Origin of the sequence: Erwinia sorbitola (assembly GCF_009738185.1) — a bacterium.
GTDB classification, from domain to species: domain Bacteria; phylum Pseudomonadota; class Gammaproteobacteria; order Enterobacterales; family Enterobacteriaceae; genus Erwinia; species Erwinia sorbitola.
Genome location: NZ_CP046509.1, coordinates 1,415,431 through 1,441,536 on the forward strand (window position 1 = coordinate 1,415,431; position 26,106 = coordinate 1,441,536).

Sequence of the window (26,106 nt, forward strand, 5' to 3'; positions counted from 1 at the left end):
CCGTGTTCACACGGGCCTTACGGAAGCATGTTCACTATGGCTACAATTCATGTAGACGGTAAAGAATATGATGTTGATGGTGCGGACAACCTGTTGCAGGCCTGTCTCTCCCTCGGCTTAGATATTCCTTATTTCTGCTGGCACCCGGCGCTCGGTAGCGTCGGTGCCTGCCGCCAGTGCGCGGTGAAGCAATTTCAGAATGCCGAAGACACTCGTGGTCGCCTGGTTATGTCCTGCATGACCCCGGCGTCTGACGGCACCTTTATCTCAATTGATGATGGTGAAGCAAAAGAGTTCCGCGAAAGCGTGGTGGAGTGGTTAATGACCAACCACCCGCACGACTGCCCGGTGTGTGAAGAGGGCGGTAACTGTCATTTGCAGGATATGACAGTTATGACCGGACACAGCTTCCGTCGTTATCGCTTCACCAAACGTACCCACCGTAATCAGGATCTCGGCCCGTTCATCTCTCATGAAATGAACCGCTGTATTGCCTGTTATCGCTGCGTGCGTTACTACAAAGATTATGCTGACGGCACCGACCTCGGCGTTTACGGCGCACATGACAACGTCTACTTCGGCCGCCCGGAAGATGGCGTACTGGAAAGCGAATTCTCCGGTAACCTGGTAGAAATCTGCCCAACTGGCGTGTTTACCGATAAAACCCACTCCGAGCGTTATAACCGTAAGTGGGATATGCAGTACGCGCCAAGCATCTGTCAGCAGTGCAGCATCGGCTGTAACACCAGCCCCGGTGAGCGCTATGGCGAGCTGCGCCGTATTGAAAACCGCTATAACGGCAGCGTAAACCACTATTTCCTCTGTGACCGTGGTCGTTTCGGCTATGGCTATGTGAACCTGAAAGATCGCCCGCGCCAGCCATTGCAGCGTCGCGGTGACGACTTGATTGTGTTGAATGCAGACCAGGCAATGCATGGTGCGGCGGATGTGCTGCGCCAGGCGAAGAGAGTGGTCGGCATTGGTTCCCCGCGTGCCAGCGTAGAAAGTAACTTTGCGCTGCGTGAGCTGGTCGGTGCGGATAACTTCTCTACCGGTATCGCCGCAGGTGAGCAGGCGCGTCTGGAGCTGATGCTTAAAGTGCTGCGTGATGGCGGTATTCATACCCCGGCGCTGCGCGAGATTGAAAGCTATGATGCGGTGCTGGTGCTGGGTGAAGATCTGACCCAGACCGGCGCGCGCGTGGCGCTGTCGGTGCGTCAGGCGGTGAAAGGTAAATCCCGCGAAATGGCCGCCGCACAGAAAGTGGCTGACTGGCAGATTGCCGCGATTCTGAATATCGGGCAAAACGCTAAACATCCGCTGTTTGTGACTAACGTTGACCAGACACGCCTTGATGATATTGCCGCCTGGAGCTATCGCGCCCCGGTGGACGATCAGGCACGTCTTGGCTTCGCCATTGCACATGAGCTGGATAACAGCGCGCCAGCCGTCAGCGACCTTGATAAGTCACTGGCAGGCAAAATCGACGTTATCGTTCAGGCCCTGAGCGGCGCGAAAAAGCCTCTGATTATCTCCGGCACCAACTCCGGTAGCGCAGCGATGATTGAAGCGGCCGCCAACGTGGCGAAAGCGCTCAAGAGTCGCGGTGCTGATGTCGGCATTACCCTGCTGGCATCAGCTGCCAACAGCGTGGGGCTGGGTATGATTGGCGGTATTCCCCTTGATGCTGCCCTCTCCGAGCTGGAGAGCGGTTCGGCTGATGCGGTGATCATCCTGGAAAACGATCTCTACCGTCACCTGCCGAAAGCGAAGGTGGACGCAGCGCTGGCGAATACGCCAAATGTGATCGTGCTCGATCATCAGCGTACCGCGACCACTGAAAAAGCCGGTCTGATCCTCTCGGCCGCCAGCTTTGCCGAAAGCGACGGCACGGTAGTAAACCAGGAGGGTCGCGCACAGCGTTTCTTCCAGGTTTATGACCCGGCTTACTACGACGAAAAAGTTCAGATGCTGGAAAGCTGGCGCTGGCTGCACTCTCTGCAGAGCACCATCAACAGCCGCGAAGTGAGCTGGAGCCAGCTCGATCATGTTATCGATGCCTGTGTTGCTGCTCTCCCGCAGCTGGCCGGAATTAAAGACGCTGCACCTGATGCCAGCTTCCGTATTCGCGGTCAGAAACTGGCGCGCTCACCGCATCGTTCGAGCGGACGTACCGCAATGCGCGCCAATATCAGCGTGCATGAACCGCGTCAGCCGCAGGATAAAGACACCATGTTTGCCTTCTCAATGGAAGGGAACAACCAGCCGGATGCGGCACGTTCGCAGATTCCATTTGCCTGGGCACCAGGCTGGAACTCACCGCAGGCATGGAATAAATTCCAGGCCGAAGTGGGCGGTAAACTGCGTCACGGCGATCCGGGTGTACGTCTGATTGAAGCTGGTGTCCCGCAGCTGGGCTGGTTCGAACATGTGCCTGCCGCCTTTACAGGTGCGGATAACGCATGGCGCGTTGCGCCATATTTCCACCTGTTCGGTAGCGAAGAAATGACCCAACGGGCACCGGTTATCCAGCAGCGTATGCCAGAAGCCTACGTAATGGTGAACCCGGATGATGCCGCCAGACTTGGCGTGAATGCCGGAACGGCGGTTGAATTTAACTGCCAGGGTGAAACGCTGCGTCTGCCAGTTCGTTTCTCCAGCACGTTGCAGGCAGGGCAGGTGGGTCTGCCGCTCGGTTTACCGGGCATTCCACCGTTCCTGGCGGGTAGCGTCATCGACAATCTGCGGGAGGCAGTACAATGAGCTGGCTGACACCGGAAGTTATCGACGTGCTGATTGCCGTCGGCAAAGCGCTGGTTATCCTGTTAGTTGTGGTGGGATGCGGCGCATTTATGAGCTTTGGCGAGCGTCGTCTGCTCGGCCTGTTCCAGAACCGATACGGGCCAAACCGTGTCGGCTGGGGCGGATCGTTGCAGCTGGTCGCTGATATGATCAAGATGTTCTTTAAAGAGGACTGGATCCCACCGTTTACCGACCGTGTGATCTTTACCCTCGCTCCAATGATCGCTTTTACTTCGCTGCTGCTGGCGATGGCGATTGTGCCAGTCACCTCCACCTGGATGGGCGCTGACCTCAATATCGGTCTGCTGTTCTTCCTGATGATGGCGGGTCTGGCGGTATATGCGGTGCTATTCGCGGGCTGGTCGAGTAATAACAAATACTCGCTGTTGGGTGCGATGCGTGCCTCAGCCCAGACCCTGAGCTACGAAGTGTTCCTCGGCCTGTCGCTGATGGGCGTAGTGGCGCAGGCTGGCTCGTTCAACATGGTTGACATTGTTAACAGCCAGGCGCACCTGTGGAACGTGATCCCTCAGTTCCTGGGCTTTATCACCTTCTGCATTGCCGGTGTGGCAGTGTGTCACCGCCATCCATTTGACCAGCCAGAAGCCGAGCAGGAGCTGGCCGATGGTTACCACATTGAATATGCCGGGATGAAATTCGGTCTGTTCTTCGTGGGGGAATACGTCGGGATCGTGACCGTATCATCGCTGATCGTTACGCTGTTCTTCGGCGGATGGTATGGCCCGTGGCTGCCACCAATTTTCTGGTTCGCGATTAAAACGGCATTCTTCATGATGATGTTCATCCTGATTCGTGCTGCGTTACCGCGTCCGCGCTATGACCAGGTGATGTCGTTCGGCTGGAAAGTTTGTCTGCCGTTGACGCTGTTGAATCTGCTGGCTACCGCCGCAGTCATTCTGTACACGGCGCAGTAAGGGGTTAAAGAACATGACATTGAAAGACCTTGTCGTTGGTTTCGGGACAACCGTACGCAGTATCTGGCTGATAGGCCTTAACGCCTTCGCCAAACGCGAAACCATGATGTATCCGGAAGAGCCGGTTTATCTGCCACCACGCTATCGTGGGCGCATCGTGCTCACGCGCGACCCGGACGGACAGGAGCGCTGCGTTGCCTGCAACCTGTGCGCTGTTGCCTGCCCTGTGGGCTGTATCTCGCTGCAAAAAGCAGAGATGGCCGATGGCCGCTGGTATCCGGAGTTCTTCCGTATTAACTTCTCGCGCTGCATTTTCTGTGGCCTGTGTGAAGAGGCTTGCCCGACCACTGCGATTCAGCTTACCCCAGATTTCGAACTGGGTGAGTTCAAGCGTCAGGATCTGGTGTATGAAAAAGAACACCTGCTGATTTCCGGCCCGGGTAAATACCCGGAATATAATTTCTACCGGATGGCGGGTATGGCGATCGACGGCAAAGAGAAAGGCGACGCAGAAAACGAAGCCAAACCCATCGACGTCAAGGGCTTGTTACCTTAAGGAGCCAGGCATGGAATTTGCTTTTTATGTTTGTGGGCTGGTAGCCGTGCTGGCGACGTTACGCGTCATCACACATACCAACCCGGTACATGCGTTGCTGTACCTGATTATTTCTCTGCTGGCGGTTGCCGGGGTGTTCTTCTCGCTCGGAGCGTATTTCGCCGGAGCGCTGGAAATCATCGTTTATGCCGGTGCGATCATGGTGCTGTTCGTCTTCGTGGTCATGATGCTGAACCTGGGCGGAGCGGAAGTTGAACAGGAGCGTCAGTGGCTGAAGCCGGGAATGTGGATTGGCCCGGCCGTGCTCTCACTGGTGTTACTGGTGGTGCTGGTTTATGCCATTCACGGCATTAACGACCAGGGCATCGACGGTAAGATGATCGATGCAAAAGCCGTTGGTATCAGCCTGTTTGGCCCGTATGTTCTGGCCGTTGAGCTGGCCTCGATGCTGCTGCTGGCAGGTCTGGTGGTGGCATTCCACATCGGTCGCGAGCAGCGTTCCGGTGAGGTTCTGAGCAACCGCCCGGGTGATGCGGCGAAAAGTAATAAGGAGGAGCGGGTATGATCCCTCTACAGCATGGTCTTATTCTGGCAGCCATTCTGTTTGTCCTCGGACTGACGGGTGTGGTGATCCGGCGCAATCTGCTGTTTATGTTGATTGGTCTCGAAATCATGATTAACGCCGCAGCACTGGCGTTTGTGGTGGCGGGAAGCTACTGGGGACAGGCGGACGGGCAGGTGATGTATATCCTGGCAATCAGCCTGGCCGCGGCCGAGGCCAGCATTGGCCTGGCGCTGCTGTTGCAGCTCCATCGCCGCAGCCAGACCCTCAACATTGATAAAGTGAGCGAGATGCGCGGATGAACCTTCTCTATTTAACAATCCTGTTTCCGCTGATTGGCTTTTTACTGCTGGCCTTCTCCCGTGGCCGCTGGTCAGAAAACCTTTCTGCCACCGTGGGGATGGGATCTGTCGGCCTGGCGGCGCTGGTTGCTGCCTATGCAGGAATTGACTTCTTCAATAACGGGCAGCAGGTGTTTAACCAGGCCCTGTGGACGTGGATGCAGGTTGGTAACTTCAAGATTGACGTTAACCTGACGCTGGATGGCCTGTCGCTGACTATGCTGTCGGTAGTCACTGGCGTTGGCTTCCTGATCCATATGTTTGCCTCCTGGTATATGCGCGGAGAAGAGGGCTACTCGCGCTTCTTCGCCTATACCAACCTGTTTATCGCCAGCATGGTTGTTCTGGTGCTGGCCGATAACCTGATGCTGATGTATCTCGGCTGGGAAGGCGTGGGTCTCTGCTCTTATCTGCTGATCGGCTTCTATTACACCAACCCGAATAACGGCGCGGCGGCAATGAAAGCCTTTATCATCACCCGCGTGGGCGATGTGTTCCTGGCGTTTGCGTTGTTTATTCTCTACAACGAGCTGGGTACGCTGAACTTCCGCGAGATGATGGAGCTGGCACCTGCGCACTTTGCGGCAGACAACCATATGCTGCAATGGGCAACCCTGATGCTGTTAGGCGGTGCGGTAGGTAAATCTGCACAGCTGCCGCTGCAAACATGGCTGGCCGATGCGATGGCAGGCCCGACGCCGGTTTCGGCATTGATTCACGCCGCAACCATGGTGACAGCAGGTGTTTACCTGATTGCCCGTACTCATGGCCTGTTCCTGATGACGCCGGAAGTGCTGCATCTGGTCGGTATTATTGGTGCGGTAACGCTGGTGCTGGCAGGTTTCGCTGCGCTGGTGCAGACCGATATCAAGCGCGTGCTGGCTTACTCGACGATGAGTCAGATCGGCTATATGTTCCTGGCGCTGGGTGTACAAGCCTGGGACGCGGCGATCTTCCATCTGATGACTCATGCGTTCTTTAAAGCGCTGCTGTTCCTCTCTTCAGGTTCGGTTATTCTTGCCTGCCATCATGAACAGAACATCTTCAAGATGGGCGGCCTGCGCAAAAGTATCCCTCTGGTGTATGTCTGCTTCCTGGTCGGGGGGGCCGCACTGTCAGCGCTGCCGCTGATCACCGCAGGCTTCTTTAGTAAGGATGAGATTCTGGCGGGTGCGCTGGCTAACGGTCATCTGAACCTGATGATCGCGGGGCTGGCAGGGGCGTTTATGACCTCCCTCTACACCTTCCGTATGATCTTTATCACTTTCCACGGGGAAGAAAAAATTCACGCTCATGCAGGCAAGGGTATTACTCACCATCTGCCGCTGATTGTGCTGTTAATTCTCTCAACCTTTATTGGCGCGATGATTGTGCCTCCGCTGAAAGGCGTATTACCGGAAACCAGTGAACTGGCGCACGGTAGTGTGCTGACGTTAGAGATCGCGTCAGGCGTGGTGGCAATTGTTGGCATCCTGCTGGCGGCGGCACTGTGGCTGGGTAAACGTACCCTGGTAACAGCGATTGCCAACAGTGCGGTGGGCCGTTTCTTCAGTACCTGGTGGTTTGCCGCATGGGGCTTCGACTGGCTGTATGACAAAGTCTTTGTTAAGCCTTATCTCGGTGTTGCCTGGCTGCTGTCGCGCGATCCGCTGAATTCATTGATGAATATCCCTGCTTTGCTGGCGCGTGGCGCCAACAAAGGGCTGGTTGTCAGTGAAAACGGCTATCTGCGCTGGTATCTCGCCTCCATGAGTATCGGTGCCGTGGTGGTGCTGGCGCTGCTGCTGGCGATTTAAAGGTTAGTGAGTGGGGTGGGGAGTACGATCCACCCCGGTTTAAAGAATGTTGATAATTACCTGAAGGCTGGGCGTCATCGGCGCAGTTAGTTTTGTCACCGCCAGCGCGGAGCAAGCGCAGCATACTGTTGTATGTGAGCATTGCGAGCACTGCCGGGGGCAAAAATGGCAAGCAAGATAGCCCATTCAGGCTTATAAAGGGAACAAATCGCCATGTTATTACCTTGGCTAATATTCATCCCGTTTGTCGGTGGGTTACTGTGCTGGCAGCTGGAGCGCTTCGGGCCTAAGCTGCCACGCTGGATCGCACTGATCGCAATGGGGTTGACGTTTGTACTCTCTTTGCAACTGTGGCTGCAAGGTGACTACTCTCTCACGCAGGCGGCGGGTATTCCGCAGTGGCAATCTGAGTTCTCTGTGCCTTGGATCCCACGCTTCGGAATTGAGTTCCATCTGGCACTCGATGGCCTGTCGCTGCTGATGGTGGTGCTGACGGGACTGCTGGGCGTCATGGCGATCCTCTGTTCGTGGAATGAGATTGAGAAGTGGCAGGGTTTCTTCCACCTGAACCTGCTGTGGATCCTGGGCGGCGTTATCGGCGTGTTCCTTGCCGTTGACCTGTTCCTGTTCTTCTTCTTCTGGGAGATGATGCTGGTTCCGATGTACTTCCTGATTGCTCTCTGGGGCCACAAAGCCTCCGACGGGAAGACCCGAATCACCGCCGCAACCAAGTTCTTCATCTATACCCAGGCCAGCGGTCTGATCATGCTGATTGCCATTCTGGCGCTGGTGTTTGTGCACTATAACGCCACCGGCGTGTGGACATTCAACTACGAACAGCTGTTAAAAACGCCAATGTCGCACACCGTCGAGTATCTGCTGATGCTGGGCTTCTTTATCGCCTTCGCGGTAAAAATGCCGGTAGTGCCGCTGCATGGATGGTTACCCGATGCCCACAGTCAGGCACCAACCGCAGGTTCTGTTGACCTGGCGGGGATCCTGCTGAAAACCGCTGCTTATGGTCTGTTGCGTTTTGCGCTGCCGCTGTTCCCGAATGCGTCAGCCGAATTTGCACCGATTGCCATGTGGCTGGGGATTATTGGTATCTTCTACGGCGCATGGATGGCGTTCTCGCAGTACGATATTAAACGCCTGATTGCCTATACATCGATTTCCCATATGGGCTTTGTGCTGATTGCTATCTACACCGGCAGCCAGCTGGCCTTCCAGGGTGCGGTGATCCAGATGATCGCTCACGGGCTTTCCGCTTCGGCGCTGTTTATTCTGTGCGGGCAGCTGTATGAGCGTCTGCATACCCGTGATATGCGTCAGATGGGTGGCCTGTGGTCACGTATCAAATGGCTGCCGGGTCTGTCGCTGTTCTTCGCCGTGGCTAACCTCGGGATGCCGGGTACCGGTAACTTCGTCGGTGAATTTATGATCCTGACGGGCAGCTTCCAGACGGTGCCGGTGATTATTGTTATCGCCACCTTTGGTCTGGTGTTCGCCTCGGTTTACTCGCTGATCATGATGCAACGCGCATACTACGGCGCACCAAAATCAGAAACGCCGCTGCGCGGGATGTCAGCGCGTGAGTTCCTGATGATTATGGTGCTGGTGGTTCTGTTGGTGTTGCTGGGTGTTTATCCGCAGCCGATTCTGGATACCTCGCATGCTGCGATGAGCAATATTCAGCAGTGGTTTACTGCTTCAATTTCAACTACAAGGCCGTAATTCGCCATGACAATAACTCCTCAACAATTGATCGCGCTTCTACCGCTGCTGATCGTCGGATTGACGGTGGTAGTTGTGATGCTGTCCATTGCGTGGCGACGCAACCACTTCGTCAATGCGACGCTGGCAGTCGTTGGCCTTAACCTGGCGCTCTGTTCGCTTTACTTTGTCGGCCAGGCAGGGCCAATGGATGTCACCCCGCTGCTGCGGGTGGACAGCTACTCGATGCTGTATACCGGACTGGTGATCCTTGCCAGCCTGGCAACCTGTACCTTCGCCTATCCATGGCTGGCGGGCTACCCGGATAACCGTGAAGAGTTCTATCTGCTGGTGCTGATTGCCGCCCTGGGTGGCGTGGTGCTGGCCAGTGCGAACCACCTCGCGTCGCTGTTCATTGGTATTGAGTTGATTTCACTGCCGCTGTTTGGCCTGGTCGGTTATGCCTTCCAGCAGAAACGCTCGCTGGAAGCTGCCATTAAGTACACTATCCTTTCAGCTGCGGCCTCATCGTTCCTGCTGTTTGGTATGGCGATGGTCTATGCCGATTCCGGTAACCTGGGCTTTGCTTCCCTTGGTAAGAGCCTGAACGACGGGGTGATCAACCAGCCGCTGTTGCTAGCGGGCCTCGGTATGATGATCGTTGGCTTTGGCTTTAAACTGTCGCTGGTGCCGTTCCATCTCTGGACGCCGGACGTATACCAGGGCGCACCTGCTCCGGTTTCCACCTTCCTGGCTACCGCCAGCAAGATCGCCATCTTTGGCGTGCTGATGCGTCTGTTTATGTATGCGCCAATGGCTGATAACGAAGGGGTTCGTACTGTTCTCGGCATTATTGCCGTGGCATCGATGCTGTTTGGTAACCTGATGGCGATTTCGCAGAGCAATATCAAACGTCTGCTGGGGTACTCCTCAATCGCACATCTCGGTTACCTGCTGGTTGCTCTGATTGCGGTGCAAACTCATCAGCTGTCGATGGAAACCGTTGGCGTGTATCTGGCCGGTTATCTGTTCAGCAGCCTGGGTGCATTCGGCGTGGTCAGTCTGATGTCCAGCCCGTACCGTGGCCCGGATGCAGACTCGCTGTACTCTTATCGTGGTCTGTTCTGGCATCGTCCGATTCTTGCCTCAGTGATGACAGTGATGATGCTGTCGCTGGCGGGTATTCCGATGACGCTGGGCTTTATCGGTAAATTCTACGTGATTGCTCTGGGCGTCAGCGCGCACCTGTGGTGGCTGACCGGGGCAGTGGTACTGGGGAGCGCCATCGGTCTCTATTACTACCTGCGTATGACCGTCAGCCTGTATCTGTCACCGCCGGAACTGTTGCAGCGTGATACCCCTGCCAACTGGGCGTTTACCGCTGGTGGTGTGGTGGTGCTGATTTCAGCGATTCTGGTGCTGGCGCTGGGTATCTATCCTCAGCCGTTGATTTCGCTGGTTAAGCTTGCACAGCCGCTGATGTAAGCCAGTGCGCTATGCAAATAAAAAATCGGGCCCTGGTGGCCCGATTTTTTTTGCCTGCATTTCTGCCTGCGACGAGATTAACCGGCGGTCATCACACGGTCATCCACGTATTTACGCTTATCCGGCGGCGGCGGGAAATACTGATATAGCCAGGTTTCGCTTAACGTCTCATCTTTGGTACGCAGGAACAGACGCATATTTACCGGCTCGACCGAGTCGCTGTTCGGATACCAGTCGAACAGAATCCGGTAGCCGTCAATCGGTTCAACATAGAGGATCTCAACCTGCTTCAGCGTGCCGGAGGTGACGTTAATCACCGGCTCAATCCCTTTCGGCGCTGCGGCTTTGAGGTCACCGCCGACAAAGTCCACCGCGAAGCGGCGCGCCCAGACGTTCGGATAGTGCTCGCCCGGTGCCCAGCCTTCCGGGAATCCACCCATACCGGTACGGGTGGCGTTAACGCGTGCCAGACCGCTGCGAACCGGAGGCAGGCCGCTCCAGTAAAGCTTGTAGGAGAAGCTGTGCTCGCTGCCAGCTTTAATCGCCTCAGCAGGCTGCCAGAAGCAGACGATGTTATCCAGCGTCTCACCGGTGGTCGGGATCTCCATCAGGTTAATAGCACCTTTGCCCCATTTCCCTACCGGTTCCACCCACAGACTCGGGCGCTTGTTGTACCAGCCAATCACATCCTGATAATCCTGGAAGTCATGATTGAGCTGCAACATACCAAAGCCGCGTGGATTTTCATCCTGGTAAGCATTGAATGTCAGGCGCTGCGGATTGTTCAGCGGACGGCAGATCCACTCACCGCTACCCGTCCACATCGCCAGACGATCGGAGTCATGGATCTGAGGATGGATAGTGTCACACATGCGGCGTTCATTATTGCCACAGCTGAACATCGTGGTCATTGGCGAGATACCCAGCTGCTGGATATCTTTACGCGCATAGATGTGGTTTTCCACTTCCATCACTACGCGTTTCTCTTCGCAGTGAATGGTAAATTTAAACGCACCGGTGCAGCTCGGGCCATCCAGCAGGGTGTACACCACAAACGTCGTGTCTTCTGCTTTAGGGGTTTCGAACCAGAAGGCGGTAAAGTCCGGGAACTCTTCCTTACCGTTACTGAAGGTATCGATAGCCACGCCACGGGCGGACAGGCCGTACTGGAAGGTTTCATCTACTGCGCGGAAATAGCTGGCCCCCAGGAAAGAGACGATATCGCGCTTTGCCAGTTCAGGTTTTTTGAACGCACGAAAACCCGCAAAGCCGAGGTCGGTTTTCCCTTCGAGCTGTTTGGTATCAACGTGGGCATTGTTGTAGTTGAACAGCTCAGGGCGGAAGTGAATTTCACGCGCTTCACGGCTGGCACCATCAACAGAAAACATGCGAATACGGCGTTTAAAGCCCATGCCCACATGGAAAAACTGAACGTCAAGCTGACGGTTGTCGATGCCGTTCCACAGCGAGTGGTTCGCGTCGTACTGGATTTCGTTGTAAGCCTGCGGCGTCAGCGTTGCCAGCGTTTCAGGCAGCGGAGCGGGAGCGCCACCGTAGGCCTGTTTTGCCATATCGGCAGCCATTTTTTTTAGCACATCAAAATCAAATCGCTTTGCGGAACCATCGGCAATCCCGTCTTCCGCCCAGGCCGCCTGGGAGAACAACGTGGATAAACCCGACATCCCACTGAGGGTTGCGAATGCCATTGACGCTTTCATAAACATTCTTCGATTCATGCCGGAAATAATTTCCTCAGGTGAACGGAGTTTGTAGTGACTGTCGTGCGTTTGCACGCATTCGCTTCACCGGATTTAGCCCGGTTACAGGGAGTTACGACAGCTTGCCTTGGTAATGATTCATTTCACGCAAAATTTATCAGATAAATCTAACAACCGCAGTGGTTTCGCGTGTGAATTAACGTAAATGTCAGAAAAATAAGCACGCTCAGGACAATATGGTATGCCGGGAGTATGTGATTCTCAGTCTATTCCTGGCGGCTTTAATCAAACAGAACGGTTAAAACTGTCTATAGTTACTTAACGAGTATTATTCGCCCAAGGAGACTGGAAATGGCAACAACGACTGAACCACATGAAACCCGCCTGGATGACGATCTGGCGCTGCTCACTGAAACTCTGGAAGAAGTGCTGAAGTCGTCGGGCGATCCGGCCGATCAGAAATATGTTGAGCTGAAAGCAAAAGCGGAAAAATCACTGAACCAGGTGAAATCTCGCATCAGCGATGCCTCGGATACCTACTATGTGCGTGCCCGCCAGGCGGTCACCCGCGCTGATGAGTATGTGCATGATAAACCGTGGCAGGGGATTGGCGTTGGTGCCACCCTTGGCCTGGTCATCGGGCTGCTGCTGGCTCGTCGCTGATTTAGCACCGCAATTCAGCACCACAACAGGCGTCCCTGCGGGCGTCTGTTTCATTTTCTGCCCCTGTTCGATCAATATTCCCCCTTCTTGATATCGTTAATATAAGACTCCTTCCGTTTTCAGCTGAGGTCAGCGTGCCATTTGATCAGGCCATAGAACAGCTACGCGATCGGCTCGCACAGATCGCCGACACCGTTCCCGGAATGCGGCAAATCTGCGTTAATTTCTCCCCCGACACCGATGCGCTGAACTGGCTGGCTTCCCAGCGCTGCTGGCCCCAGTTTTACTGGCAGTCGCGCTGCGGTGAGCAGAGCGTTGCGGCCTGCGGAGCCGTTGAGCGCTATTATTCCATGGCGCAGGCTACCCGGCGCTTAGGCCAGCTCCCGTCGGGGTGGCGACTGTTTGGTGCCAACAGTATCGATGGCGACAGCTACCTGTTTCTGCCCGTACTGCTGTGGCAGCAGGATAGTGACGGACAGCGGCTGATCCTCAATCTGATTAGCGACATTTCAGTGCAGCAGGAGGCAAAGCGGCTGCTGCGCTGGCTGGATGAACTGCGACCGATGGAGCCTGCGGCGCAATTGCCTCACTATCAACGTGCGCATCATGCCCCGGACAAAGACGGCTGGTTGCAGCAGGTTAACCAGGCGCTGAAAGCTATCACGGGTGGTGAGCTTGATAAGGTCGTACTGGCACGTGTTACGGATTTCAGCCTGAGCGGCCCCCTCTCTCCCGCTGCGCTACTGGCCGCCAGCCAGCGCATTAACCCGCGTTGCTACCATTTTATGCTGGCAACTGAACCTCAGCAGGCGCTGGTGGGATCAAGCCCTGAGCGGCTGTATGCCCGGCGGGGTCGGGAGATGGATACTGAAGCGCTGGCCGGAACGGCAGATCTCGATCAGCCGGGATTGCTGGATGATGCGAAGAACCAGTGGGAAAACAGCCTGGTGGTAGCGGATATTCACCAGCGTCTGACGGATATCGTTGATGAAATGGCGGTGATGCCGGTAGAACTGGTGCCGCTGCGCCATCTGCAACATTTACGGCGGCGTATTTCTGCCCGGCTGTTGCAGGCTGATGATGCGCAGTGCGTTGCACGGCTACAGCCAACGGCGGCGGTGGGGGGGCTACCGCGTGCGGCGGCGCTGGATTTTATCCATCAGCATGAACCCTTTGCTCGCGGCTGGTACAGCGGCTCGGTGGGCTATCTGTCGCAGGATGAAAGTGAATTCAACGTGGTGCTGCGCTGTGCGCAGACAGGCGGCGAACAGATTCGTCTCTATGCCGGAGCGGGCATTGTCAGTGGCTCCGATCCTGAGCTGGAGTGGCAGGAGGTGGAGCGCAAAGCCGCCACGCTGGGCACATTACTCACGGCGGAAAACCAGGGCTAAAGCTGGCCCAAATCAAAAAGAGCAGGAAAGCGGCTGATTATAATGGCACGAGGATTTTTGATCTGGAGTGGCTATGCAGCAAGAAATGTCGCACGCAACGTTCAATCGCCGCTGGGCTACCGTACTGCTGGAAACGCTAACGCGCCACGGTGTGCGGCATATCTGCATCGCTCCAGGTTCCCGCTCTGCTCCGCTGGCACTGGCAGCGGCATCCAGCGATAAATGGGTGTGTCATACCCACTTTGATGAGCGGGGCCTCGGATTTCTGGCCCTCGGTCTGGCAAAAACCACCCATCAGCCGGTGGCGGTTATCGTCACCTCCGGCACGGCGGTCGCCAACCTCCACCCCGCGCTGGTTGAAGCGCATCTTACCGGCGAAAAACTGATTGCCATCAGTGCCGATCGTCCTCCCGAACTGATTAACTGCGGTGCAAATCAGGCGATTGAACAGCCTGGTATTTTTGCCCCTCATGTATCCGCTTCACTCAATCTTCCCCGTCCTTCTCCGGCTATACCGGCGCGCTGGCTGGTCTCTGCTGTTGATACGCTGCTGGCACAGCAGCAGCACGGCGGAGTACATATCAACTGCCCGTTTGCCGAGCCGCTGTACGGTGCAGACAGTGCAGATTATCTCTCCTGGCAGGATGAACTGGGCAGCTGGTGGCACAGCGGTAAACCCTGGTTAAGCTATCCGCAGCAGAGTCATGCAGCCACCGAAGAGGACTGGCCGCAATGGCGTGAGAAGCGCGGGGTAGTGATTGTCGGGCGCGTCAGCGCAGAGCAGGGCAAACAGCTGGCCGCATGGGCTGCTACGCTGGGCTGGCCTCTGCTGGGCGATGTGGTATCGCAAACCGGGCAGCCGTTGCCCTCCGCCTCCCTGTGGCTCGCGCACCCGATGGCACAGCAGGCGCTGGCCGATGCGCAGATTGTGGTGCAGTTTGGCGGCAGCCTGACGGGAAAAAACCTGCTCAATTATCAGAACCGCTGCCGCCCGGAGATGTACTGGCTGGTGGATCAACTGCCGGGCCAGCGCCATCCGGGCAGCGTCGGCGGGCGGCGTATCCAGGCCGATATTTCCGACTGGTTACAGCGTCATCCGGCGGTGGTACACCAGCCCTGGTGTCCGCAGCTGGCAACGCTGGCTCAACGTACCACTCACTATCTGCAACAGCATCTGCAACAGTTTGGCGAAGCGCAGCTGGCGCATCGGCTGACGGCGCTGCTGCCAGAAAACGGCGCGCTGTTTATCGGTAACAGCCTCTCGATACGCCTGGCAGATGCTTTTGCGCAGCTGCCTGCTGGCTATCCGCTCTACTGCAATCGTGGTGCCAGCGGCATTGACGGACTGCTGGCCACGGCGGCGGGAGTACAGCGGGGCACCGGCCAGCCGCTGCTGATCCTGCTGGGGGATCTCTCGGCGCTGTACGATCTGAACAGCCTGGCGCTGCTCCAGCAGGCCACCGCGCCGGTGGTGGTGGTGGTGGTGAACAACCAGGGCGGCCAGATCTTCTCCATGCTGCCAACGCCCGTCTCTGAGCGTGAGCGTTTTTTCACCATGCCCCCACGGGTAGATTTTTGCCATGCGGCGGCGCTGTTTGGCCTGCGTTTTGCGCAGCCAGCTGGCTGGCATGAGCTCAGGGATGCGGTTGCTGAGGGTTTCAAAGCGGGCACCACGCTGATTGAGGTGGTGGTAAACGGTGACGACGGGGCGCAAACGCTGGCACGCTGCGCCAGCGAGGTGGTTCATTTATGATGCTGCATGCGCACTGGCAGGGGCACCATCACAGTACGCGTCCGGTACTGGTGTGGCTGCATGGTTTTCTCGGCAGCGCAGCGGACTGGGAGCCGGTGCAGCGCCACTTTGGCCACTGGCCGCTGCTGAGTATTGATCTGCCCGGCCACGGTGGTTCACGTGCGCAGACCGTCAGCGGCTTTGACGATTTATCCCTGCGGCTGAATGCCACGCTGAACTATCACCAGGTCGATCGCTACTGGCTGATTGGCTACTCCCTCGGCGGGCGGCTGGCGCTCTATCACGCCTGCCGCCACGCAGGAGACGGGCTGGTGGGGCTGCTGGTGGAAGCCGGACATTTTGGCCTCAGCAGCGCCAGTGAACGAGCCAGCCGTCAGGCGCACGATCGCGGCTGGGTGCAGCGCTTCCGCCAGCAGCCGCTGGAAGAGGCGCTGAACGAATGGTATCAGCAGCCGGTGTTTGCCGAACTGACCGCCATACAGCGCCAGCGCCTGATTGCCCGGCGGCTGAATAATCGCGGCGAAGATCTGGCGGCGATGCTGGAGGCGACATCGCTCTCAACCCAGCCCGATCTGTTGCCGGAACTGCGCGAAAAAACCTTCCCGTTCCGTTATCTCTGCGGCGAATGGGATCAAAAATTTTTGCAGCTTGCCCGTCAGGCTGCGCTTCCCCCGGCGGTGATCCCCGCTGCGGGTCACAACTCACACCTGGCGAATCCTCAGGCATTTGCCCATCAGCTTGCCCGTGTGCTCAATCATAATTAAGGAGCTTTGATGTTGTATCCAGATGAAAGCCTGCTGTATGCCCCGGCGCAGTGGCGGGATTGCGGCGCTGAGTTCAGCGATATTCGCTATCACAAAACCGATGACGGCATCGCCAGAATCACTATAAATCGTCCGGAAGTGCGTAATGCATTCCGCCCGTTAACGGTGAGTGAAATCCAGCAGGCGCTGGATAATGCCCGGCGCGATCCGGCGGTAGGCGTTATCGTACTGACCGGCGAAGGGGATCTTGCCTTCTGCTCTGGCGGCGACCAGAAAGTGCGCGGCGATTACGGCGGCTATCAGGATGACGCCGGGGTTCATCACCTTAATGTCCTCGACCTGCAACGCCAGATCCGTACCTGTCCAAAGCCGGTAGTGGCGATGGTGGCGGGCTATGCCGTCGGCGGCGGCCATGTGCTGCATATGATGTGTGACCTGACGATCGCCGCAGACAATGCGCGGTTTGGTCAGACCGGGCCAAAAGTTGGCTCTTTTGACGGCGGCTGGGGCGCTGCGTATATGGCACGCATTGTCGGCCAGAAAAAAGCACGTGAAATCTGGTTTCTCTGCCGCATGTATAACGCCCAACAGGCGCTGGATATGGGGCTGGTGAATACCGTAGTACCGCTGGCGGAGCTGGAAAAAGAGACGGTACGCTGGTGCCGCGAGATGCTGCAAAACAGCCCGATGGCTCTGCGCTGCCTGAAAGCGGCGCTTAATGCTGACTGTGACGGTCAGGCCGGTCTTCAGGAGCTGGCGGGCAACGCCACGATGCTGTTCTATATGACTGAAGAGGGGCAGGAAGGGCGCAATGCATTTAATGAAAAGCGCCAGCCTGATTTCAGCAACTTCCGGCGTAATCCATAATGCGCAGCGCCACGCTTTACGGATACCAGGTCGCGCTGGATGCCGGGGTAGTGCTGCGCCATCAGCGGCTCAAGGCGCGTCAGGGGCTGCTGGTTAAACTCTCTGATGAGCAGGGAGAAGGCTGGGGAGAGATTGCCCCGCTGCCGGAGTTCAGCGTCGAAACGCCGGAGCAGGCACAGCAGCAGGCCGTTGTGTGGCTGACACAGTGGTGCGCAGGCAAAGAACCTCTGGAAAGCACCCTGCCTTCGGTGGCCTTTGGCATCAGCTGTGCGCTGGCAGAGCTGACGAACCGGCTGCCTGCTGAGGGGGAATATCGTCTGGCACAATTGTGCAGCGGCGATCCGGATGCCCTGTTCCAGCAGCTGCTGAAGCAGCCCGAGCCGCTGGCTAAAATGAAAGTGGGTTTGTATGAGGCGATACGCGATGGAATGCAGGTCAACCTGCTGCTGGAGGCGCTGCCACAGCTGACTTTACGGCTGGATGCTAACCGCAGCTGGACGCTGGAAAAAGCGCTGAGTTTCGCTCGTTACGTTTCGCCAGAGCTGCGATCACGGATTGCCTTTATCGAGGAGCCGTGCCGGGACAGAGAGCAAAGCCTCGCCTTTGCCGCTGAAACCGGCATTAACATTGCCTGGGATGAAACCCTGCGTGAGCATGAGGATGCCCTGACCGCCGCTCCCGGCGTGGTGGCGGTGGTGATAAAACCGATGCTCACCGGCACTATTCAGCGTGTGCAGCAGCAGGTATTGCACGCGCAGATGCTGGGATTAACGCCGGTGATTAGCAGCGCGCTGGAGTCCAGCCTCGGGCTGACACAGCTGGCGCGGCTGGCACACTGGCTGACGCCGGGCGTGCTGCCGGGGCTAGATACGCTGCAACTGATGCAGCAGCAGGTGCTGCGTGCGTGGCCGGGCAGCCATTTGCCCATGCAGGATCATGAGGCGCTGCAATGTCTCTGGCAGCGATAGCCGACTGGCCCTGGCGCCGCTGGCAGCGCTCTCAGCCTGATGCGCTCGCTATCGACAACGGTGATAAAAGCCTGAACTGGCAGCAGCTCGCACAGGCAATCGACGAGCAGGCAGCGGGCTTTCGCTTGCAGGGAGTGTCTGCGGGTGACCTGGTTGCGGTGCGCAGCGGCAACAGCCTGACGGCGCTGCTGGCGTGGCTTGGGCTGCTGGCCTGTGGGGCGCGGGTGCTGGGGCTGAATCCTCAGCTGCCGGAGCCGCAGTTACACCAGCTGCTGCCGGGGCTGGGACCTGATTTTGTGCTCAACCTGAGTGATTCAGCCTGTCTGGATTTTCCCGCGCTGGCGCTACTTCCGGCAGCGGGTCACGGCTGTGAGCGGTGGCAGCCGGAAAAAATTGCCACGCTAACCTTAACTTCTGGATCTACCGGGCTTCCCAAAGCGGCGGCTCACACCTTTGCTGCTCATCTGCACAGCGCGGCGGCGGTAGTCGGGCTGATGTCATTTACCCGTGACGATCGCTGGCTATTGTCGCTGCCGCTGTTTCACGTCTCCGGGCAGGGAATACTCTGGCGCTGGCTGCTGGCCGGAGCCACGCTGGTGATCCCTGATGATGGCGGATTTAATCAGGCGCTGGAGCGCAGTAGCGTGGCATCGCTGGTGCCGACGCAGCTCTGGCGTTTGCTGCATCAGCCCGCGCTACCCGCCAGCCTGCGTGCCGTGCTGTTGGGGGGCGCGCATATCCCCGCAGAACTGACGCGCCGGGCGGAGGCCGCAGGGTTGCACTGCTATTGCGGCTACGGAATGACGGAAACCGCTTCGACCCTGTGTGCCCGACGTGCGGGCGATCTTCCGGGGGTTGGCGCACCGCTGACGGGCCATCAGGTGCGCGTGGTGGCAGGGGAAATCTGGGTACGTTCGCCGGCGCTGGCTGCGGGATACTGGTTAAACGGATCGCTCAGGCCGCTGGCCGGTGGTGATGGCTGGCTGCATACCGGCGACGTCGGGCGCTGGCATCGGGGCGAGCTGCTGCTGGAAGGGCGGCGCGATAATCTGTTTTTCTCCGGCGGAGAGTCGGTGCAGCCTGAACAGATTGAACGGATAATGCTGACGCATCCGGCGGTGACGCAGGTATTTGTGGTACCCCGTGCCGATAGTGAATACGGCCAGCGTCCGGTGGCTCTGGTGGAAAGCACGGCGTCACTGGAGGAGCTGGCGGACTGGGCTGCGCCAAAGCTGGCCGGGTATCAGCGCCCCGTGGCCTGGTATCCGCTGCCGCCCGCCAGCAGCGGGGGGATTAAACGCTCACGCCATCAGCTGCGGGAGTGGGTGGCAAACCAGGCGCAGCTCTGTTTAAGGTCGCTGGCCTGAACGATTGAAATGAACTGGAAAATCACGTTGTGTTTCTGCCGGGGGCTTTCTACAGTGTGAGGACATGAGTACACCGGAGAATAAGATGATAAGAGTGGAAATGCTCTCAACCGGCGACGAAGTTCTGCACGGGCAGATCGTCGACACCAACGCCGCCTGGCTGGCTGGCGTACTGTTCGAGCAGGGCCTGCCGATGACCAGTCGTCAGACGGTAGGGGACAACCTGCAAGATCTGGTGACGGTGCTGACAGAGCGCAGCAAGGTGGCTGATGTATTAATCGTTAATGGCGGTCTTGGCCCCACCAGCGATGATCTGAGTGCGCTGGCGGCGGCGACCGCAGCTGGAGTTGAGCTGGAAGTTCATACTGAGTGGCTGGAAAAAATGACCGCGTACTTTGCCAGCCGTGGCAAGGTGATGGCCGCCAGCAATCGCAAGCAGGCTGAAATTCCGCAGGGCGCGGAGATGCTCGATAATCCGGTGGGCACCGCCTGCGGTTTTGCGATGCAGCTTAATCGCTGCTGGATTTTCTTCACCCCCGGTGTCCCTTCTGAATATCAGGTGATGGTGAACGATCAGATTTTACCGCGCCTCAAAACCCGCTTTCCGCTACAGGATCCGCCGGTATGTCTGCGCATGACCACTTTTGGTCGCGGTGAAAGCGATCTGGCTTCAGAGATTGAACCGCTGCCGCTGCCGGAAGGCGTGGTGATGGGCTATCGCGCATCGATGCCAATTATTGAGCTGAAGCTGAATGGCCCGGTCTCAAAACTGCCTGAGATGGAGCAGTTCTGGCAGCAGGTGCGGGAGATTGCCGGTGAGAGCGTGATCTTTGAAGGCGTTGAAACACTGCCTGAGCAGCTGGCGCGTCGTCTGAAAGAGCATAAGCTGTCGCTGGCAGTCAGCGAGCAGTTCAGCGCCGGGCTGCTGCAGTGGCAGCTGGTCTCAGCCGGGGCACCGCTGGCGGTAGGTAATGTGCTGCCTGCTCAGAGTGAGTCGCTGGGCCTGCTGGCCGCGCGCAGTCAGCAGCTTGCCAAACAAAACCACGCCCGACTTTCGCTGGTGGTAGGGGGGCTGGACGACGATCGCCTGGGCTTTGCCCTGCATACGCCGGACGGTACCTATGCGCAGAAAGTGAAGTTCAACGTCGGCCGCTATAGCCTGAAAGCCCGTCAGGAGATGGTGGCGATGCTGGCGATGAATATGCTGCGTCGCTGGCTGAATGGTCAGTCGGTCAGTACCGGGCACGGCTGGATCAATGTAGTGGAGACGTTATAAAACGCATTGATGGCGGGGCGGATTTTCCACCCCGTACTACAGTTCGATCTCGATATCCCCGTTAGCTTTGCAGCAGCAGGGTAAAATTTCACCCGGCTGCACAAAAGCCAGCGGTTTTGCGCTGTAGCTGACTTTGCCCTTCAGCAGGCGAGTACGGCAGGAGCCGCAGTAGCCCTCGCGACACTGGTACTCCACGCAAACGCGATGGGATTCCAGCGTGGCAAGCAGGGATAGCTGCTCATCATCGCGGCACTCAATCTGCGTACCTGAAGTACGCAGTTTAATGCTGGCCATCTTACAGCTCGAAGTCGCTGAGGTCGTCGGCGTTGACTTCAGAATCAATCTGACCGACCAGATACGAGCTGACTTCTACTTCCTGCGGCGCAACCTGCACGTTATCGGAAACCAGCCATGAGTTGATCCATGGGATCGGGTTTGAGCGGGTTTTAAACGGCAGATCCAGACCTACAGCGTTCATGCGGATATTGGTGATGTACTCAATGTACTGCCACAGAATGTCTTTGTTCAGGCCGATCATTGAACCGCCGCTGAACAGATATTCTGCCCACTCTTTTTCCTGCTCGGCTGCCAGTACAAACAGGTCGTAGCACTCCTGGCGACACTCGCTGGCAATTTCTGCCATTTCCGGATCGTCTTCACCGCTGCGCAGCAGGTTCAGCATATGCTGAGTTCCGGTCAGGTGCAGTGCTTCATCACGGGCGATCAGCTTGATAATTTTGGCGTTGCCTTCCATCAGTTCGCGCTCGGCAAAGGCAAACGAGCAGGCAAAGCTGACGTAGAAGCGGATAGCTTCCAGCGCATTGACGCTCATCAGGCAGATATAGAGCTGCTTTTTCAGCGCGCGCAGGCTGACTGTAACGGTTTTGCCGTTAACTTCATGGGTACCTTCACCCAGCAGATGCCAGTAGCTGGTCATCTCAATCAGATCGTCGTAGTAGCCGGAGATATCTTTGGCGCGGGACAGGATCTGCTCGTTGGTCACGATATCGTCAAAGACCAGCGACGGATCGTTCACAATATTACGGATGATATGGGTATAAGAGCGTGAGTGAATGGTTTCCGAAAACGCCCAGGTTTCAATCCAGGTTTCCAGCTCAGGAATGGAGATCAGCGGCAACAGCGCCACGTTAGGACTACGGCCCTGAATAGAATCCAGCAGCGTCTGATACTTCAGGTTGCTGATAAAAATGTGCTTTTCGTGATCCGGCAGAGCCTGATAGTCGATACGGTCGCGGGAGACGTCAACTTCTTCCGGACGCCAGAAGAAAGAGAGCTGTTTTTCAATCAGCTTTTCAAAGATGTCATACTTCTGCTGGTCAAAACGCGCCACGTTTACCGGCTGACCAAAGAACATCGGTTCTAACAGCTGATTGTTTTTATTCTGCGAAAATGTGGTGTAAGCCATGATTTATTCCAGATGCGTTCAGGGTCGGGCATGCCCGACCCTACTGAGTCAATGTTGCGCGCAGTAGCCGGGCAGGCCCGGCCTACGGAGATTAGATCTTGCAGGCACCGCTTTCGCAGCCATCATCCTGAATAGATGGTGCCAGGTCTTCCTGGGTATCTTCAGCACCGTCACGCGTGTTCTGATAGTAAAGCGTTTTCACGCCAAACTTATAAGCAGTCAGCAGGTCTTTCAGCAGCTGCTTCATCGGCACCTTACCATTGGCAAAGCGCGTTGGGTCATAGTTGGTGTTCGACGAAATTGCCTGATCGATAAACTTCTGCATCAGGCCGACCAGTTGCAGGTAGCCGTCGTTATTTGGCATATCCCACAGCAGTTCGTAGTTATCTTTCAGACGCTCATATTCCGGCACCACCTGACGCAGTATACCGTCTTTAGACGCTTTAATACTGATATGGCCGCGTGGCGGTTCAATCCCGTTGGTGGCGTTAGAAATCTGCGAAGAGGTTTCAGACGGCATCAGTGCAGAAAGGGTGGAGTTACGCAGACCGTGTTTTTTAACGGATTCGCGCAGTGCTTCCCAGTCGAGCAGCAGCGGGGTATTGCAGATCGCGTCCAGGTCTTTCTTATAGGTATCGATCGGCAGAATGCCCTGTGAATAGGTGGTTTCGTTGAACCACGGGCAGGCACCCTGTTCGATAGCCAGATCGTTGGACGCTTTCAGCAGCCAGTACTGGATCGCTTCGAAAGTCTGATGAGTCAGTATGTTGGCGCTGCCGTCAGAGTAACGCACGCCGTTTTTCGCCAGGTAGTAAGCGTAGTTAATTACGCCAATACCCAGAGTACGACGACCCATTGCACCGCGTTTTGCCGCCGGGATCGGGTAGTCCTGATAGTCGAGCAGGGCATCCAGCGCACGCACCGCCAGCGTCGCCAGCTCTTGCAGATCGTCCAGGCTCTCAATCGCGCCGAGGTTAAATGCTGACAGCGTACACAGGGCGATTTCGCCGTTTTCGTCGTTAATATCCAGCAGCGGCTTGGTTGGCAGGGCAATTTCCAGGCACAGGTTAGACTGGCGCACCGGAGCAATCGCCGGGTCAAACGGGCTGTGGGTGTTGCAGTGGTCAACGTTCTGGATATAGATACGGCCAGTAGAGGCGCGTTCCTGCATCATCAGCGAGAAGAGATCCACAGCTTTGATACGCTGTTTGCGAATGCTGTCGTCTTTCTCATATTTGGTGTAAAGACGCTCGAACTCTTCCTGATTAGCGAAGAAGGCATCGTACAGACCCGGCACATCAGACGGGCTGAACAGGGTAATATCTTCGCCCTTCAGCAGGCGCTGGTACATCAGCTTGTTGATCTGAACACCGTAGTCCATATGACGTACGCGGTTACCTTCCACGCCACGGTTGTTTTTCAGCACCAGCAGGCTTTCTACTTCCAGATGCCACATCGGATAGAACAGCGTGGCTGCCCCGCCGCGTACGCCGCCCTGAGAGCAGGATTTAACCGCAGTCTGGAAATGCTTATAGAACGGGATACAGCCGGTGTGGAAGGCTTCGCCGCCACGAATCGGGCTGCCCAGAGCACGAATACGGCCCGCGTTGATGCCGATACCGGCACGCTGAGAAACATATTTCACAATGGCGCTGGAGGTGGCATTGATAGAGTCAAGGCTGTCGCCACACTCAATCAGTACGCAAGAGCTGAACTGGCGCGTTGGGGTACGCACGCCGGACATAATTGGCGTAGGCAGTGAGATCTTAAAGGTTGAGATCGCATCATAGAAACGCTTCACATAGTCCAGACGGGTGTCGCGCGGGTAGCCGGAGAACAGGCAGGCGGCGACCAGAATGTAGAGGAACTGGGCGCTTTCATAGATTTCACCGCTTACGCGGTTCTGCACCAGATACTTACCTTCTAACTGCTTAACTGCCGCATAGGAGAAGTTCATATCGCGCCAGTGGTCGATAAAGCCGTCCATCAGCTCAAACTCTTCCGCGCTGTAGTCTTCCAGCAGGTGACGGTCATATTTGCCCATCTCAACCATACGGGTAACCTGGTCGATCAGTTTTGGCGGCTCGAACTGACCATACGCTTTTTTGCGCAGGTGGAAGATGGCCAGACGGGCGGCCATATACTGATAGTCAGGGGCATCCTTGGAGATCAGGTCAGCAGCGGACTTAATGACAGTTTCATGGATATCAGAAGTGCGGATACCTTCGTAGAACTGGATGTGGGATCGCAGTTCAACCTGAGAGACGGAGACGTTTTGTAGTCCTTCGGCAGCCCAGTCGAGAACACGGTGGATTTTATCGAGATCGATACGCTCGGTGCGACCATCGCGTTTGGTTACAAGCAGACTCTGATTCATGTCGCGTTTTACCTGTCCTTAACAAATAATCCCCACGTTTATACACAGATTTCTCATTGTGAGTAACTCTGTGGATAAACACTACATATAGGGGGTGAGGGAAATCTTTATAACTAGATGGTGAGTATTCTAGTAATTTCCACGTGCTTAACAAGGCTTGATTTTCACTGAAAACTACTGTCGCAGGGCTGGCCCTTTTCCTAAGTCCGCGTTTCTCAAGGCCCGCAGTCAATGTCAATGGGTAGATAAATTTTTTCGAATTTTGATCGAGCGCGGGTTTCTTGTTCAGCATGAAAACTTCCAGCTTTTAGTTGCTGGAAAAGTACCCATAATAAGACGCCTCACCGCCAGAGTGGCGTGATGCTGCAAGACTAACCTGAACGTCGCGGAAGGGGTAAGATGAAAAAGATATATACCTGTACTCTTCGCACTTCGGGCCCCCGGTGGGAACCCGTACTATTTTGGATATCAGACCCGACTGAAATAGCGCGAACAGCGATTACGCATCAATAGCTCTGTGCGTATGCACCATATAATTCACGTCAACGCCCGGTGCCAGTTTGAAGTGGTTGGTGACCGGGTTGTAGTGCAGGCCGATGATGTGGCGCTCGCGCAGCGGCGTTTCATCAACCCAGTTCAGCAGCTCTGCCGGGCGGATAAACTTTTTAATGTCGTGGGTACCGCGCGGCACCATCCGCAGCACGTATTCTGCGCCGATAATCGCCATCAGCCAGGATTTGCTGTTGCGGTTAAGGGTGGAGAAGAACACCTCACCGCCCGGTTTAACCAGGCGAGCGCAGGCGTGAACCACTGAGCGCGGATCCGGCACGTGCTCCAGCATCTCCATACAGGTCACCACATCGTACTGCCCGGCGAACTGCTCTGCGTGTTCTTCTACCGTCTGCTGCACATAGTCAATAGTGACGCCGCTTTCCAGCGCGTGCAGGCGTGCTATCTGCAATGGCTCTGCGCCCATATCCAGCCCGGTAACATTGGCACCTTCACGGGCCATGCTTTCTGCAAGAATGCCGCCGCCGCAGCCTACATCCAGCACTTTTTTACCAAACAGCCCGTCAGCATGCTGGGCAATCCAGCCAAGGCGCAGGGGATTAATCCGGTGCAGGGGCTTAAATTCGCCTTCCAGATCCCACCAGCGCGACGCTACTGCTTCGAATTTCGCAATTTCACCGTGATCAACGTTCTGCGCGCCCGCGTTTTGTTCTGCTTTCATTGGGTTATTACCATGAGGTTATTACTCCAGCTAAAGTTTGTCGCAGTATACATGTTTACGGGTTGGGGTGGGCAGGGCTGGATATCTGGAAAGCAGCAGAATGCAATAAAGCGGC

The 26,106-nt window shown here is 56.5% G+C and carries 21 protein-coding genes; 16 read left to right on the forward strand and 5 right to left on the reverse strand.

The window, feature by feature from the left end; all coding sequences use genetic code 11:
* Positions 1-36: 36 nt before the first annotated feature.
* The 8 genes from nuoG (at position 37) to nuoN (ending at position 10,190) form a co-directional block, all read left to right on the forward strand.
* Positions 37-2,763, forward strand: coding sequence for an NADH-quinone oxidoreductase subunit NuoG (gene nuoG / locus GN242_RS06400; protein ID WP_154753936.1), 2,727 nt, complete (start codon positions 37-39; stop codon positions 2,761-2,763).
* Positions 2,760-3,737, forward strand: coding sequence for an NADH-quinone oxidoreductase subunit NuoH (gene nuoH, locus GN242_RS06405; protein ID WP_154753935.1), 978 nt, complete (start codon positions 2,760-2,762; stop codon positions 3,735-3,737). Before nuoG ends, nuoH begins: the two co-directional genes overlap by 4 nt.
* Before the next feature lie 13 nt (positions 3,738-3,750).
* Positions 3,751-4,293 carry an NADH-quinone oxidoreductase subunit NuoI gene (gene nuoI, locus GN242_RS06410; protein WP_154753934.1) on the forward strand — a complete coding sequence of 181 codons (543 nt, stop codon included), beginning with the start codon at positions 3,751-3,753 and terminating at the stop codon, positions 4,291-4,293.
* 10 nt (positions 4,294-4,303) lie between these two features.
* On the forward strand, positions 4,304-4,858 hold the full coding sequence (gene nuoJ, locus GN242_RS06415; protein ID WP_154753933.1) for an NADH-quinone oxidoreductase subunit J: 555 nt from the start codon (positions 4,304-4,306) through the stop codon (positions 4,856-4,858).
* Positions 4,855-5,157, forward strand: a complete 303-nt coding sequence (gene nuoK, locus GN242_RS06420) for an NADH-quinone oxidoreductase subunit NuoK (RefSeq protein ID WP_048915457.1) — start codon at positions 4,855-4,857, stop codon at positions 5,155-5,157. The genes nuoJ and nuoK overlap by 4 nt, the downstream gene beginning before the upstream one ends.
* Positions 5,154-6,992, forward strand: coding sequence for an NADH-quinone oxidoreductase subunit L (gene nuoL / locus GN242_RS06425; RefSeq protein ID WP_154753932.1), 1,839 nt, complete (start codon positions 5,154-5,156; stop codon positions 6,990-6,992). Before nuoK ends, nuoL begins: the two co-directional genes overlap by 4 nt.
* A gap of 213 nt (positions 6,993-7,205) precedes the next feature.
* Positions 7,206-8,726, forward strand: coding sequence for an NADH-quinone oxidoreductase subunit M (gene nuoM, locus GN242_RS06430; protein WP_154753931.1), 1,521 nt, complete (start codon positions 7,206-7,208; stop codon positions 8,724-8,726).
* 6 nt (positions 8,727-8,732) lie between these two features.
* Entirely contained in the window at positions 8,733-10,190 is a 1,458-nt protein-coding gene (gene nuoN / locus GN242_RS06435) for an NADH-quinone oxidoreductase subunit NuoN (RefSeq protein WP_154753930.1), read from the forward strand.
* Between the two features lie 77 nt (positions 10,191-10,267).
* On the opposite strand, the gene GN242_RS06440 is transcribed toward nuoN, so the two are convergent.
* Positions 10,268-11,926 (reverse strand): glucan biosynthesis protein D, encoded by a 1,659-nt coding sequence (locus GN242_RS06440; protein ID WP_154753929.1) that lies wholly within the window; start codon positions 11,924-11,926, stop codon positions 10,268-10,270.
* Positions 11,927-12,259: 333 nt separating this feature from the next.
* On the opposite strand from GN242_RS06440, the gene elaB reads away from it, so the two are divergent.
* The 8 genes from elaB (at position 12,260) to GN242_RS06480 (ending at position 20,957) form a co-directional block, all read left to right on the forward strand.
* A complete protein-coding gene (elaB, locus tag GN242_RS06445) occupies positions 12,260-12,571 on the forward strand; it encodes a stress response protein ElaB (protein WP_154753928.1) in 312 nt (103 codons plus the stop codon).
* 134 nt (positions 12,572-12,705) lie between these two features.
* Positions 12,706-13,962 (forward strand): isochorismate synthase, encoded by a 1,257-nt coding sequence (locus GN242_RS06450; protein WP_156287078.1) that lies wholly within the window; start codon positions 12,706-12,708, stop codon positions 13,960-13,962.
* Between the two features lie 85 nt (positions 13,963-14,047).
* The gene (menD, locus tag GN242_RS06455) at positions 14,048-15,715 is read left to right on the forward strand and encodes a 2-succinyl-5-enolpyruvyl-6-hydroxy-3-cyclohexene-1-carboxylic-acid synthase (RefSeq protein WP_154754043.1); all 1,668 of its coding nucleotides are present in this window, start codon (positions 14,048-14,050) and stop codon (positions 15,713-15,715) included.
* Entirely contained in the window at positions 15,712-16,479 is a 768-nt protein-coding gene (gene menH, locus GN242_RS06460; RefSeq protein WP_195918390.1) for a 2-succinyl-6-hydroxy-2,4-cyclohexadiene-1-carboxylate synthase, read from the forward strand. The genes menD and menH overlap by 4 nt, the downstream gene beginning before the upstream one ends.
* A gap of 9 nt (positions 16,480-16,488) precedes the next feature.
* Complete coding sequence (gene menB / locus GN242_RS06465; RefSeq protein ID WP_156287079.1) at positions 16,489-17,346, forward strand: 1,4-dihydroxy-2-naphthoyl-CoA synthase; 858 nt, start codon at positions 16,489-16,491, stop codon at positions 17,344-17,346.
* A complete protein-coding gene (gene menC / locus GN242_RS06470; protein ID WP_156287080.1) occupies positions 17,346-18,314 on the forward strand; it encodes an o-succinylbenzoate synthase in 969 nt (322 codons plus the stop codon). Before menB ends, menC begins: the two co-directional genes overlap by 1 nt.
* The gene (gene menE, locus GN242_RS06475) at positions 18,296-19,681 is read left to right on the forward strand and encodes an o-succinylbenzoate--CoA ligase (RefSeq protein WP_309547449.1); all 1,386 of its coding nucleotides are present in this window, start codon (positions 18,296-18,298) and stop codon (positions 19,679-19,681) included. The genes menC and menE overlap by 19 nt, the downstream gene beginning before the upstream one ends.
* Positions 19,682-19,766: 85 nt before the next feature.
* Complete coding sequence (locus tag GN242_RS06480) at positions 19,767-20,957, forward strand: nicotinamide mononucleotide deamidase-related protein YfaY (protein ID WP_154753925.1); 1,191 nt, start codon at positions 19,767-19,769, stop codon at positions 20,955-20,957.
* Between the two features lie 36 nt (positions 20,958-20,993).
* Here GN242_RS06480 and yfaE read toward each other — a convergent pair whose 3' ends face one another.
* The 4 genes from yfaE to ubiG all read right to left on the reverse strand — a co-directional run bounded on the left by yfaE (position 20,994) and on the right by ubiG (position 25,991).
* Positions 20,994-21,251, reverse strand: coding sequence for a class I ribonucleotide reductase maintenance protein YfaE (gene yfaE / locus GN242_RS06485; protein WP_154753924.1), 258 nt, complete (start codon positions 21,249-21,251; stop codon positions 20,994-20,996).
* 1 nt (position 21,252) lies between these two features.
* Positions 21,253-22,383 carry a class Ia ribonucleoside-diphosphate reductase subunit beta gene (nrdB, locus tag GN242_RS06490; protein WP_154753923.1) on the reverse strand — a complete coding sequence of 377 codons (1,131 nt, stop codon included), beginning with the start codon at positions 22,381-22,383 and terminating at the stop codon, positions 21,253-21,255.
* 91 nt (positions 22,384-22,474) lie between these two features.
* Positions 22,475-24,760: a class 1a ribonucleoside-diphosphate reductase subunit alpha gene (gene nrdA, locus GN242_RS06495; protein WP_154753922.1), complete on the reverse strand. Its 2,286-nt coding sequence runs from the start codon at positions 24,758-24,760 to the stop codon at positions 22,475-22,477.
* A 499-nt stretch (positions 24,761-25,259) separates the two neighbouring features.
* Positions 25,260-25,991, reverse strand: coding sequence for a bifunctional 2-polyprenyl-6-hydroxyphenol methylase/3-demethylubiquinol 3-O-methyltransferase UbiG (ubiG, locus tag GN242_RS06500; protein ID WP_156287081.1), 732 nt, complete (start codon positions 25,989-25,991; stop codon positions 25,260-25,262).
* Between the last annotated feature and the right edge of the window lie 115 nt (positions 25,992-26,106).